This is a genomic window from Lysinibacillus sp. FSL P2-0066 (genome assembly GCF_037969495.1).
GTDB lineage: Bacteria > Bacillota > Bacilli > Bacillales_A > Planococcaceae > Lysinibacillus > Lysinibacillus boronitolerans.
This window is the reverse complement of sequence record NZ_CP150202.1, coordinates 4,193,826-4,205,908: the sequence shown is the minus strand read 5'-3', so window position 1 is coordinate 4,205,908 and position 12,083 is coordinate 4,193,826. Positions and strand designations below refer to the sequence as shown.

The window sequence follows — 12,083 nt, the reverse complement described above, 5'->3', positions numbered from 1 at the left end:
TGCTTTGCTATTTACGTTTAATTCATAACAGGTGTTAATTTTGTCACTACAATGCTATTGATTGCATTAATATAGGCTAAGGCACTTGCCTTTAGAATATCTGTATCTGCTGCTTTTGCAATATACTTTTCGCCTTCATGCTCAATCGTAATTTTTACTTTACCTAAAGCCTCTTTGCCTCGTGAAACACTATTGATATTATATTCCACTAGTTTTACATCCATATTTGTAATTTCTGCAATGGCTGAATAGAGGGCATCAATTGGACCAGAGCCTACTGCACTAGCTTTAAATACTTCGCCGCCTTTTCGAACCTTAACACTTGCTGAAGGGAAGCTTGTATTGCTGACGACTTGTAGATCATCAAAATCAAAGAATTGCTCACTATAATGTGTAGCATTTTTATTATTGGCATCATGTTTTTCATAATAGCTTTCAACAATAACATATAAATCGTGATCATATACTTCTTTCTTCGCATCGGCTAGCTTTAAGAATCCTTCGAAAATACCTTCAAATTCCTCTGTTGAAAGATTAGTAAATCCTAATTTTTCAAGAGCATTTTTCACTGCATGGCGACCAGAGCGAGCTGTTAGTACTAGCTCCATATCATCAAGACCTACATCCTCAGGATGGACGATTTCATAAGCATCACGCGATTTTAACAAACCATCTTGATGAATACCAGAAGAATGGGCAAATGCATTATCTCCTGTAATGGCTTTATTGACCTGTACATCTAAGCCCATAAAGCTAGAAACAAGACGTGAAGTATTCATAATTTCTTTTGTATTAATACGTGTTTCTGCATTGTAGACGGAGCTACGAGTTTTAAGTGCCATGACAACTTCTTCTAATGCAGCATTACCTGCGCGTTCACCGATACCATTGATTGTACACTCTACCTTATCTGCACCATTTTTAATTGCAGCTAGCGTATTAGCCGTTGCCATGCCAAGATCATTGTGACAATGAACGCTTAAAAGAACGCTATCATCTAAATTTTTCATACGGTCATTTAATTTAAAAATCATTTCTCCAAATTCCTCTGGCTCTGCAAAGCCAACCGTATCAGGAACGTTAATCATCGTTGCGCCAGCTCTCATAACAGCTTCAATTGTTTTCCAAAGATATTCAAAGTCAGAACGAGAGGCATCCTCTGTGGAATATTGAACTTGCGGCAAGAATGTTTTAGCGTATTTCACAGCATCCACGCCTATTTGTAAAATTTGATCTTTTGACTTGCTGAATTTTTTCTCCACATGAATATCAGAGGTTCCTAGTACCATGTGAATCATCGGGTTTTGAGCATACTTCACAGCATTATAGACAGCATCAATGTCAGCCTTTACAGCACGTGCTAATGCTGTAATCATAATGTCGTTTGTATTGCCAACCTTTTCAGCTACAGCTTTGACGGCATCAAAATCACCTTGAGAGGAAGCGGGGAATCCAGCCTCAATAATATCGACACCTAATTTTTTCAGCTGCTGAGCGATCTCTACTTTTTCATAAAGATTTAGCTTTGCTCCAGGCACCTGTTCGCCATCACGTAAAGTTGTATCAAACACCCAAATTTTTCTTCCCATTTTCAAACACTCCTTTTTAGTGATTAGTATCTAAAATCTACACTTAGGCCAATAAGTCATTAAAAAATAAAAAACCCGTCTCTATTTAAAAATAGAGACGAGTTTATGCTCGCGGTACCACTCTAATTGACCTTTTCTTTATAGAAAAAGTCCCCTTATCGACAGCTATCACTGTCTATCCTGTTAACGGGGGAAACCGACATCCCTTACTAAAAAGTTCAGGGAGTAGCTCATGGACGAGTTCAAAATGTGTGCCTACCGATTTACACCAACCATCGGCTCTCTACAAGTACACAACCACTTTTACTATTTCCAATCTTGGCCTGCAATGTGTTGTTGAAAGCTATATTACTTGGATATTAACTTCATGTCAATAATATTCTAAAAATTTATTTAATTCTGTCTTAAGTATTAACTACCTTATTAAAAATTTGATATTTAGTGAAATGTAGTTGAAACACTAATAAATGTATTTTTCTGTAAGATAATAATGTGGTGAGTTACCCTATGAAAGGTAGGAAAATCATGAAATTTGTCTTTGATTTAGATGGTACTATTTGTTTTAAAGGTAAGCCATTAAGTGAAGAGATCACAAATGCTTTGAAGGCATGTAGACGGCTTGGACATGAAGTCATTTTTGCCTCAGCCAGACCGATAAGGGATCTACTACCTGTATTACCGGAATCGATCGAAAATATCCAATGGTAGGTGGGAATGGTGCATTTATTGCTCATGATGGTGAAGCAATTGAGGTAACAGCATTTACTACAGAAGTAGCTGAGGCCATTCGCCAGGTTATCACAACTTTTCAATTACCATATCTAGTAGATAGTGATTGGGATTATGCTTATACAGGTAGTGAGGATCATCCAATTTACAAAAATATAGCCCCTTTAAAAGCAGCTAAAAAGGTAGCCTTAGAGGATATAAGAGACATAGTGAAAGTTGTTTTATTTCCTGGAGATTATCTTGATGCTGTATTGTCTGAGTTACAAAAGCTTCCTGTTTGTCTATATGAGCATACTTCAGAAAATATTGTGGATATAAGCCCTTATGGCATCGACAAGTGGAATGGCTTATCTAAATTGGGTGTTGAGGCAGGGAAGTTGAGGACATCAGTTTCGTGAAATGGCCTCTTTACAGGTTGTGAGCGAGGAAGCAGCTGTAATTGAGATGCTTGAGATGTTTAGCGAAAAGTACAGCGGAAACATAGCAAATAGAAATACATAAAACATGAAAAAGCTGCTCATTTTCTAGAGACTATAAGCCTAAAGAAAACGAGCAGTCTTTTATTCTACCTTAAAGCGAGAGACTTGCGTGTGAAGTTCTTCTGCCATATTTGAAAGTGTTGCAGCTGAAGCTGCTACTTCTTCGATAGTAGCTAATTGTTCCTCGGAAGCAGATGCAACATTTTGTAAATTAGATGAGGACATTTGGGCAATAGTTGCAATTTCATCAAAGGAAGCATAGATTTGCTCTGCACTAGAGGACATTTCCTCTGAAACAGTCGTTGCTTCTTGGATTTGCATGGATACTTGCTCAATCAGCTCAACAATCTTAGAGAAACCTTCTTCTGCTACCTTCACTACTTGCATTCCAATTTGAACCTCTTGCGTTCCAGTATCCATTACCGTAACAGCACGGTTTGTATCCTGCTGTATTTCAGAAATCAAGGTAGCGATTTGCTCAGCGGATTTTTTTGATTGCTCTGCTAACTTTTTCACTTCATCTGCTACGACTGCAAAGCCGCGTCCATGATCGCCTGCACGGGCTGCTTCAATTGCAGCATTAAGTGCTAATAAGTTTGTTTGTTCTGCAATATCAGTAATAATACCAATGATATTGCCAATTTCAATGGAGTGCCCGTCTAGATTTTTAACAACACTTGCTGACTCTAAAACAGCCGTGTTGATTGTTGTCATCTGAGAGATAACACGATGTAATGAATCATTCCCTTTCTTAGCCTCTGAATTTGTTTCGATTGCCAGTTCAGAAACAGCAGCAGTAGTAGAAGCTAATTGTTGGATACCCTTTGTCATGTTTTTCATTGCTTCTGAGCTTTCAGTTGCGTTTTTCCCTTGAGCCTCTGAGCCACTAGCAACCTCTTGAATAGAAGAAGTGATTTGTTCTGTAGCCTGGATAGTTTGCTCTGCACTAGCTGTTAACTCAGCAGCAGAACCACTTACTTGTACAGTGTTTTGGCGAACATTCGTAATTAAATCCTTTAAATTTGTAGCCATTTGATTAAACGCAAGCGCTAAATCACCCACTTCATCACGATTCTTTATACGAATTTGTTCAGCTGTTAAGTCACCCTCAGCTATTTTTTTCGCAGCCTTAGCCATACCGTTAATTGGACGAGACATTAGACTACCAACCACCATAGCAATTATCAGACTTATGACAACTGCAAAGACCCCAAGAAGCATCATTTGGAGCTTGATATCTTGAATTTGATTGGATGTAGCAGCCATTTTACCTTCTACATATTCATTTTGATAATTAGAAAGGTTTTCAACACGTTCATCGAATTGTTTAATAATTAAGCGTCCTTGAGTACTATCCAATTTTTCGTACTTCTCTGTTTCGCCAGCAGCTTTTAACTCAAACATACGATCTGCAAATTCTTGAACATTTTGCTCACTTTTATTAATAGCTTCAAGCAGCTTAATTGATTTTTCTGAATCTAAAGTAGCCATTAATTCTTCTGATTTTTGTTTGAATTCTTCGCGTGAGGCTTGATTACTTTGAAAGTTTTGTTTGTCTCCAAGTAGTAGGTAACCTCGCATGCTGACAATTTCCTGTTTTGCAATCACCCGTAATTCCTGAATACTTATAGATTTAGTAGTTTGTTCCTCCAGTAATGTACGATATGTCTTATTTACAGAATCAAGCTGTTTTATATTTAAGCCGATTGTTGTAACGAGTACTAAAATAACTATAAAAAAACCGAGTAATAATTTCTTGTAGATAGTAAATCGCATAGTTGAAATATCCTTTCTCAGTAATTAGTAGAAATGTTACAAAATAATGAAATATGTATATATATCATTTATATCAGATTATATGGATTTTACAAAGTATTATGAGTATTTCTACTGTAATTAGTAGTTTGAAAATGGGTATTATTAATATATGAAGTAATAAAAAAAGTAGATTTTATAGCTATAATGCTACTAATAATAGGGATAGTTAATGGTGCATGTTGAATATTAAGTCAATTTTCATAAATTTTGAAACTTTAATAGTAGTCATTACGTAGAAGCAGTAAAGGAAAAGAACAGGGGTGGAGAAAATGTATAGGCCAATTTTAAAGTTACCTAAAACGAAATCAGAAAAGATATGGGACTATATTGGTGGTAGTATATTTATTTTATCCATCTTTTATATTATATTGGCATGGGGTAAGTTGCCTGATGAAATACCTGGTCATTTTAATGGGATGGGTGAGGTTGATCGCTGGGGTTCAAAAATTGAATTATTTATTCTTCCATTCATCGGTTTATTTTTATGGATTGTAATGGGGCTGCTAGAAAAAGCACCTCATATGCATAATTATCCGTCACGTTTGAATGAAAGTAATGTAAAAGCATTTTATTTGAATAGCAGAAAAATACTAAATCAGGTGAAAAATATCTGCCTCATTTTATTTGCCTTTATATCGATTCAGATGGTTCGGATTGGTCTTGGTGAGGTAAATTCATTAGGCTGGTGGTTCCTACCCATTGTATTGATAGTTGTATTGATCCCAATTATTAAAGGGTTTATAACAAGCTCCAAAATAAAATAGAAACTTAAGCGCTTAGGATATCCTTAAGCGTTTTATTTTTGTGAAAAAATTTTTTAATGTGTGTCACAAATGGCTGTTGATATCAGTTATATAGGCGAGGAAGGGAAGATGTAAAAGATTTCTCCAAGTAACTTGTTGACATTCAATAATATTTTTAAGATTTTTTATCTAGTGTCACAAACTTCTATTAATTTCAGTTATATAGATTGGAAAGGGGGGGACAACTTTGACTGCACTAAATCAATCAAAAGAGCGAACTGATATAGATATTCAATCCATTGTGGAGCAAGTTCAATCAGGTGACACACGTGCCTATGCAGAAATCATTCGTTGTTTTCAAAAGCAAATTTATATTTATTGTTACTATATGCTAGGAACCAAAGAGGAGGCGGAGGATGCCTCACAAGATATTTTTATTAAAGGATTAGAAAATATTCATAACTTTTCTTATACGGTTTCCTTATCGGCATGGCTTTATAAAATTGCCCATCATCATTGTATTGATGTCATAAAAGCCAAAAATAGGGGCTATAAATTTTGGCTAAGTATGAAGCAAGAACAGGTGAAGCAGACGCAAGCTCCGATACCTGAATATGATGAAATGGTGCATAGGCTATTGGAAAACTTACATGTAGATGAAAAAAGGATTTTATTACTTCGTTCTATTGAAGAGTATAGCTTTGATGAAATTGCTGCCATTATGGATATGAAAGCAGCCACAGTAAGAAAAAAGTATGAACGATTACGTAAAAAATTGATGAAGGAAAATATGTTAGGAGGTGGGGTTTATGAGCATGCATTCAAAGCAGAAGGATAAGGGAATGGGAAGAATAGAGCAGCTAATTCGAGAAACACCTGTGGAAGTTGATTTGGCTGATCGTGTAATCAGTAAATATGAACGTAACGAGCAGCCGAAAATAGAAAAGCCCGAGAAGAACTGGCATTATAAAGTTGCTTTTGCAACAGCTATGCTAGTTGGCTTACTATTTATTACACCATTTATTTCACCAACAATGGCTGCAACGCTTAAACAAGTGCCTGTACTATCCTCAATTTTTCGTCTCGCTGGTGATTTCGGGTTGCAGATGGCTGATGAAAAAGGACTTTCTACAAAACCACAGGCAAGTGTGACGCAGGATGGGTTTACATTAAGTGTATCGGAAGTAGCGTATGATGGCACAAGGGTTTCTGTTGGAATAGAACGACATCAAACAGAGAATCAAGCTGAAAAATTACAAGACATAATGAGCAATATTAAACTATTTATTAATAATAAACCTGTTAATGAATATGCACCTAGTGAAGGGAACAGTATTGGTTTAGTGACATATCCAGGAAAAGATAGTGATTCTGCGATAATTGAATTTGCGGATTTAAGAAATCAGGGAGGGAAACCTTTCCCAGAGCAATTTGATTTAACCATTCAAGCTTCTGTCAGAGGTATAGAAGACCCTATTGAAATTGATGTTCCTGTGAAAAATAAGGTGGAAGACTATGTATCTTTAGCACCGAATATAAGTCGACAATATGACAATATTCATTTGACTCTTGAAAAGGTTAAGCTGACACCAGTTACAACAAGTATTACAACACGAATGGTTCTAACTGATAATTCAACTTTCACTGATAATTTAACACTATTAACAATGGGGATAGAAATTATTGATGAGCATGGTCGTGAAATTGAAGTAATTGGAGGAAACGGTTGGAACGCTACCAATGGAAACATTCATCTTGATGATCTTCGGTACACTCCTTTTGAATCTGTTCCAAAAACAATAACCTTAAAACCGTATATACATCTTTTCAAGGAAAACGAAAAAGGTATGTTTCAATTGGATAAAAACGGTTATCCAAAAATTCGATATATACCTGAATTAGAGATCACTATACCAGTTCAACCATAAAAATAATTGAGAAAGTGTAGTAAAAGCTCACTTTCTCAATTTTTATTTTTCTATATTTATATAAAGTAGATGGATATTCAGTTATACTAGCAAAACAAGGCTTTTGAATAATCTATAGTATATGGAGTATATATAAAGAATAAGTTTTCAATCCTAAGAAATAAAGGGGAATAGAAGATGGCAGTAACGTTAGTAAGGCATGATGTGAAGTATGCCGAGGCTATGCATGCGTTGTCTTCTATGCCACAGGTTCGAGATGCCCTTGGCTTACCTGCTGGCAAGGTAGAAGACACGATTCATTTTATTAAGCGTGAACGTATAGATGAAGAAGAAGGTAAGACCGTTCCTCGCGTGATTTTAGATGAGGAGGGGCAAGTCATTGGTGTGACATCATTAATGTTTATTGATCGTCATAAAAAGAGCTGTCATATCGGCTCTTGGCTTGGCTATCAATTTTGGGGAAAGGGCTATAATCTTGAAGCAAAAAAGGCTATCTTAGATATTGCTTTTTTTGAAATAGGATTATTACGTGTATTTGCAGGAGCACGGAAGGTTAATATCCGTTCACAAAAAGCCCAAGAAAAACTACCTTTTGTTCGATTAGGGGTGGAAAAAGATTATCCTGAGGAGCATTCGTGGTTAGAAGTGAAGGAAAAGCAACCATGTGTGTTAAATGTTTTTGAACGAGAAGACTATGTCCGTTATCGAACATCCCTAGAAAAGGTAGAAGGAAACCGAGAAGCTTTTTTACCCCAGCTTTTATTAGCGGATGAAAGTGAGGTAGCGGTTCGGAAATATTTAGATAAGGGTACATTATATAAAATTAATTGTGGAGAACTGCTAGTGGGAGTGGCATTGGTCATTCCTCAATCTGACACTACAATTGAATTGAAGAATATTGCTATTGAAACCAAGTATCAAGGGAAGGGAATAGGCAAAGAGATATTACGACAACTTACTGAAAAGTGCCGTAAGGAAGGCTATCAGGTAGTATTGGTTGGAACGGCGAACTCTAGTATTGATAATATCGCTTTTTATCAAAAAGCAGGCTTTCGCATGGAGGCTATTGAAAAGGATTTCTTCCGTCATTACCCAGAACCAATTTATGAAAATGGTATTCGTGCATTGGATATGATTTTCTTTACAAAGCAATTATAAGCAAACTTCATAAAAAAATACCCGTTCAACAAAGGTTGAGCGGGTATTTTTATTTACCGAGCAGTAGAGCCATTAATTTTTCCTTGGAATGAAGGAAATCGTCCAAGGTGTATTGATCTAACACGTTCAAATAGGCTTGCAAAGCTTCATACAGCACACCTTTTAGCTGACATTCAGGAGCTATTTTACATAGGTTATTTTCTTTATCGAAACATTCTACAAGATGAAAATCTTCTTCTGTATGACGCACAATTTCACCAATAGTAATGGTTTTTGGATCGATGGCTAGGCGAATACCACCACCCCGTCCACGAATAGTTTCAATATACCCTAATAAGCCAAGCTGGTGTGTCACCTTCATTAAATGGTTTTTCGATATATTATAAGCATCTGAGATCTCTTGAATAGTTGATAATTGACCATCTTCCTTTGCGCCTAAATAAATAAGTGTGCGCAGAGAGTAGTCCGTGTATAAAGTTAAGCGCATCCGAACACCCTACTTTCTATAATTCATAATAATTATAGCATTTTTACATTGAAGTATAATATCTTCAACCTATTTTTAAAGATGTATTTAGAATACATCAAATATGTCTATTTTGTTAAAGATGTATTTTATATATTGCTTTAAGAGAATGAAAGCGTTATATTGTAATCACGAAAGGATGGTAAGCGATATGTTAAAACAAGAAACAATTCAAATTATTAAAGCAACAGTACCTGTATTAGAAGTTCACGGTGTTGAAATCACAAAGACGTTTTACAAAAATATGTTTCAAGCTCATCCAGAATTACTAAATATTTTTAATCACACGAACCAAGAACAAGGTCGTCAGCAAACAGCATTAGCTAATACTGTTTACGCTGCAGCAGTTCATATTGAAAACTTAGAAGCAATTTTACCAGCAGTAATGCTTATTGCACATAAACACCGTAGTTTAGGAATTTTACCTGAACATTACCCAATCGTGGGTGAAAACTTATTAAAAGCGATTAAAGAAGTACTTGGTGATGCAGCAACAAATGATATTATTGGTGCATGGGCTGAGGCATATGGCGTTATCGCAGATATTTTCATTCAAGTAGAAGAAGAGTTATACCAAAAAACTGAGAACAATGGTGGATGGCGTCTATTTAAACCATTAAAAGTGGCGAAAAAAGTTGTGGAAAGTGACTTAGTAACTTCTATTTATTTTGTAAACGAAGATGGATCACCGCTACCAACTTATGAACCAGGTCAATACATCTCTATCCGAGTGAAAGTGCCAGGAGAAGAGTATTTAATGAACCGCCAATACACACTTTCTCAAGCAAGTGCAGAAGATGGCTATCGTATTTCGGTGAAACGAGAAAGCGATCATACGCCAAATGGTAAAGTGTCGAATTATATTCACGATCACTTACAGGTTGGAGATTTAGTGGATGTAAGTGCCCCAGCTGGATTATTTGTGTTAGAAGAAACGGATGCGCCAATTACATTTGTGAGTGGTGGTATCGGTGTAACACCTTTAAACAGTATGCTGCAATCTTTAAATGATAATGCAGTGAATGAAGTGAACTTTATCCAATGTGCTCGTAATGAGAAAGTTGTAGCGTTTAGTGATGACATTCAAGAGAAAGTAAACATATTACCAAATGCATCCTATACAGCTTTATACTCTGATGAAGACAAGCTTATTACAAAAGAATTATTAGCTGAAAAAGTAGCTGATAATGCAGATGTTTATGTATGTGGCCCTGTAGGCTTTATGGAAGCGGTAATTAAAAATTTACAGGAAATTGGCGTGAAAGATGAGAAGATTCACTATGAATTCTTTGGACCAGCCATGCAATTAGCTAAATAAAAATGATTTCCCTGCTATGAGTAATAACTCGTAGCAGGGTTTTTTTATTGAAATAATAAGGAAGCAGATGGATGGGGTTAAAGAAATGAGGAGAACATTGTGCCCCTGAATTTTAGCCCTATAAAAAAGTTTGAAGCTTTCATATTGACAATATACCTATAGGGGTATAATATGAATCTCGTAAGGAAGTTCACTCAACCGTTTTGAAAGGGGGCGTAACAGAATGGCATATGGCCCAAACACTGCAAATCGTGTGAAACGTATGGAAGGTCAAATGCGCGGTATTTTACGCATGATGGAAGAAGGTCAAAGCTGTAAAGATGTGATTACACAGCTATCTGCCGTGCGTTCTGCTGTTGATCGGACGATTGGTGTCATTGTAAGTGAAAATTTATTAGATTGTGTATCGACTGCTGAAGGTAATGCTGAAAAAATGAATGCTGCTATCCAAGAGGCAATGGATTTGGTCGTGAAAAGTCGATAACTAAGATATACCCATTATCGTATATAAGGGAGGACTGATCCTATGGAAATATGGATTATTATTGTGCTTGTCGTAGCCTTTTTCTTTTGGCGAATGAAGCCAGCGAAGGGCGTTCGATCAGTTTCTACAGCCCAATTAAAAGATATGCTGAATGATAAGGATAAGATATTTATCGATGTACGCACGCCTGCTGAGTATAAAGGTCGGCATATCTCGCAATTTATAAATGTTCCGCTTGGATCGAGCTTTGAAAACCTACCGAAGGATAAAGAGATCATAGTTATTTGTCAGAGTGGCATGCGAAGTAGTCAGGCTTGTAAGCAACTGAAAAAGCAAGGCTTTGAGCGTGTTTCCAATGTTCGTGGTGGAATGAGTGCATACTAGGAGGAGAAAAAATGAAAGAAATCACAGCCAAAGAAGTTCAGCAAACTATGGAGCAAGGAGGGAAGCTGAATCTTATTGATGTGCGAGAGGTAGATGAAGTGGAGGCTGGTCACATCCCAGGCGTTATTCATATCCCGCTAGGTTTATTAGAGTTTCGACTACATGAATTAAATAAGAGAGAGTCGTATATTATGGTTTGTCGATCAGGTGGACGAAGTGCTCGAGCTACTCAAATATTAGAAAGTAATGGTTTTAATGTAACTAACATGACTGGTGGTATGTTAGCTTGGGAGGGTAAAGTACAGTTATAGATTATTGCTATATTTTTTTGAGTAAAATAATACCCTTGTAGGTATGTGGAGGTTGAGAAAATTATGAAGGCGGATTTTCAGCTAGATGCCAAGGGTCTTTCTTGCCCAATGCCGATTGTGAAAACAAAAAAAGCGATGGCTGATTTAGTAGATGGTCAAATTTTAGAAGTAGCTGCGACAGATAAAGGGTCAAAAGCTGATATTGCAGCATGGGCTGAAACTGTAGGTCATCAGTATATTGGTACTTTAGAAGATGATGGTGTGCTGAAACATTATATTCGTAAATGTACAAACGACCAAATAGTAGAAATGATGTTTGATCAAACAATTGATTTAGAGCAAATCACAAGTCGTAAAGGATTAATTCTTGATGTACGTGAGGAAACAGAATTCGCTTTTGGGCATATTGCGGGAGCAAAATCGATACCAATGGGCGAACTGGAGACGCGACTTTCTGAGCTTGATAAAGAGCAGGAGATATATGTTATTTGTCGTACTGGAAAACGCAGTGACATGGCTGCGCAAAAGCTGGCTTCACATGGTTTTACGAAAGTATTTAACGTACTACCAGGTATGACATCCTGGTCAGGCGATTTAACAAAAATCATTTAAATTG

12 protein-coding genes, 1 pseudogene and 1 other annotated feature are annotated in these 12,083 nt (G+C 36.5%); of the genes and pseudogenes, 10 read left to right on the top strand and 3 right to left on the bottom strand.

Annotation, left to right across the window (positions count from 1 at the left end; translation table 11 throughout):
* Positions 1-17: 17 nt before the first annotated feature.
* A complete protein-coding gene (locus MKZ14_RS20895; RefSeq protein WP_339280412.1) occupies positions 18-1,589 on the bottom strand; it encodes a 2-isopropylmalate synthase in 1,572 nt (523 codons plus the stop codon).
* A 90-nt stretch (positions 1,590-1,679) separates the two neighbouring features.
* Positions 1,680-1,918 (bottom strand) — a binding site (T-box leader).
* A 178-nt stretch (positions 1,919-2,096) separates the two neighbouring features.
* Here MKZ14_RS20895 and MKZ14_RS20890 point away from each other — a divergent pair.
* Positions 2,097-2,716 (top strand): annotated as a pseudogene (locus MKZ14_RS20890) (HAD-IIB family hydrolase).
* 162 nt (positions 2,717-2,878) lie between these two features.
* On the opposite strand, the gene MKZ14_RS20885 reads toward MKZ14_RS20890, so the two are convergent.
* Positions 2,879-4,573 carry a methyl-accepting chemotaxis protein gene (locus MKZ14_RS20885; protein ID WP_036079514.1) on the bottom strand — a complete coding sequence of 565 codons (1,695 nt, stop codon included), beginning with the start codon at positions 4,571-4,573 and terminating at the stop codon, positions 2,879-2,881.
* 311 nt (positions 4,574-4,884) lie between these two features.
* On the opposite strand from MKZ14_RS20885, the gene MKZ14_RS20880 reads away from it, so the two are divergent.
* The 4 genes from MKZ14_RS20880 to MKZ14_RS20865 all read left to right on the top strand — a co-directional run bounded on the left by MKZ14_RS20880 (position 4,885) and on the right by MKZ14_RS20865 (position 8,444).
* Positions 4,885-5,379: a DUF1648 domain-containing protein gene (locus MKZ14_RS20880; RefSeq protein WP_036079512.1), complete on the top strand. Its 495-nt coding sequence runs from the start codon at positions 4,885-4,887 to the stop codon at positions 5,377-5,379.
* Between the two features lie 226 nt (positions 5,380-5,605).
* Positions 5,606-6,196, top strand: coding sequence for an RNA polymerase sigma factor (locus tag MKZ14_RS20875; protein ID WP_339280411.1), 591 nt, complete (start codon positions 5,606-5,608; stop codon positions 6,194-6,196).
* Entirely contained in the window at positions 6,168-7,286 is a 1,119-nt protein-coding gene (locus tag MKZ14_RS20870; protein ID WP_339280410.1) for a DUF4179 domain-containing protein, read from the top strand. Before MKZ14_RS20875 ends, MKZ14_RS20870 begins: the two co-directional genes overlap by 29 nt.
* Positions 7,287-7,463: 177 nt before the next feature.
* On the top strand, positions 7,464-8,444 hold the full coding sequence (locus MKZ14_RS20865; RefSeq protein WP_339280409.1) for a GNAT family N-acetyltransferase: 981 nt from the start codon (positions 7,464-7,466) through the stop codon (positions 8,442-8,444).
* A gap of 49 nt (positions 8,445-8,493) precedes the next feature.
* Here MKZ14_RS20865 and MKZ14_RS20860 read toward each other — a convergent pair whose 3' ends face one another.
* Positions 8,494-8,931 (bottom strand): Rrf2 family transcriptional regulator, encoded by a 438-nt coding sequence (locus MKZ14_RS20860; RefSeq protein WP_004231845.1) that lies wholly within the window; start codon positions 8,929-8,931, stop codon positions 8,494-8,496.
* Between the two features lie 190 nt (positions 8,932-9,121).
* On the opposite strand from MKZ14_RS20860, the gene hmpA reads away from it, so the two are divergent.
* The 5 genes from hmpA to MKZ14_RS20835 all read left to right on the top strand — a co-directional run bounded on the left by hmpA (position 9,122) and on the right by MKZ14_RS20835 (position 12,079).
* On the top strand, positions 9,122-10,288 hold the full coding sequence (hmpA, locus tag MKZ14_RS20855) for an NO-inducible flavohemoprotein (protein ID WP_339280408.1): 1,167 nt from the start codon (positions 9,122-9,124) through the stop codon (positions 10,286-10,288).
* 223 nt (positions 10,289-10,511) lie between these two features.
* Positions 10,512-10,772, top strand: a complete 261-nt coding sequence (locus MKZ14_RS20850; protein WP_016992895.1) for a metal-sensitive transcriptional regulator — start codon at positions 10,512-10,514, stop codon at positions 10,770-10,772.
* A 42-nt stretch (positions 10,773-10,814) separates the two neighbouring features.
* Complete coding sequence (locus tag MKZ14_RS20845; RefSeq protein ID WP_339280407.1) at positions 10,815-11,156, top strand: rhodanese-like domain-containing protein; 342 nt, start codon at positions 10,815-10,817, stop codon at positions 11,154-11,156.
* Positions 11,157-11,167: 11 nt separating this feature from the next.
* Positions 11,168-11,467: a rhodanese-like domain-containing protein gene (locus tag MKZ14_RS20840; protein ID WP_258859867.1), complete on the top strand. Its 300-nt coding sequence runs from the start codon at positions 11,168-11,170 to the stop codon at positions 11,465-11,467.
* A gap of 63 nt (positions 11,468-11,530) precedes the next feature.
* Entirely contained in the window at positions 11,531-12,079 is a 549-nt protein-coding gene (locus MKZ14_RS20835; protein ID WP_339280406.1) for a sulfurtransferase TusA family protein, read from the top strand.
* The last annotated feature ends 4 nt before the right edge of the window (positions 12,080-12,083 follow it).

Excerpts from the sequence above, each read along its gene's own strand:
- MKZ14_RS20870 (WP_339280410.1), top strand. The coding sequence starts at position 6,168 with ATGAGCATGCATTCAAAGCAGAAGGATAAGGGAATGGGAAGAATAGAG.
- MKZ14_RS20885 (WP_036079514.1), bottom strand. The coding sequence starts at position 4,573 with ATGCGATTTACTATCTACAAGAAATTATTACTCGGTTTTTTTATAGTT.
- MKZ14_RS20895 (WP_339280412.1), bottom strand. The coding sequence starts at position 1,589 with ATGGGAAGAAAAATTTGGGTGTTTGATACAACTTTACGTGATGGCGAA.
- MKZ14_RS20845 (WP_339280407.1), top strand. The coding sequence starts at position 10,815 with ATGGAAATATGGATTATTATTGTGCTTGTCGTAGCCTTTTTCTTTTGG.
- MKZ14_RS20860 (WP_004231845.1), bottom strand. The coding sequence starts at position 8,931 with ATGCGCTTAACTTTATACACGGACTACTCTCTGCGCACACTTATTTAT.
- hmpA (WP_339280408.1), top strand. The coding sequence starts at position 9,122 with ATGTTAAAACAAGAAACAATTCAAATTATTAAAGCAACAGTACCTGTA.
- MKZ14_RS20880 (WP_036079512.1), top strand. The coding sequence starts at position 4,885 with ATGTATAGGCCAATTTTAAAGTTACCTAAAACGAAATCAGAAAAGATA.
- MKZ14_RS20835 (WP_339280406.1), top strand. The coding sequence starts at position 11,531 with ATGAAGGCGGATTTTCAGCTAGATGCCAAGGGTCTTTCTTGCCCAATG.
- MKZ14_RS20850 (WP_016992895.1), top strand. The coding sequence starts at position 10,512 with ATGGCATATGGCCCAAACACTGCAAATCGTGTGAAACGTATGGAAGGT.
- MKZ14_RS20865 (WP_339280409.1), top strand. The coding sequence starts at position 7,464 with ATGGCAGTAACGTTAGTAAGGCATGATGTGAAGTATGCCGAGGCTATG.
- MKZ14_RS20840 (WP_258859867.1), top strand. The coding sequence starts at position 11,168 with ATGAAAGAAATCACAGCCAAAGAAGTTCAGCAAACTATGGAGCAAGGA.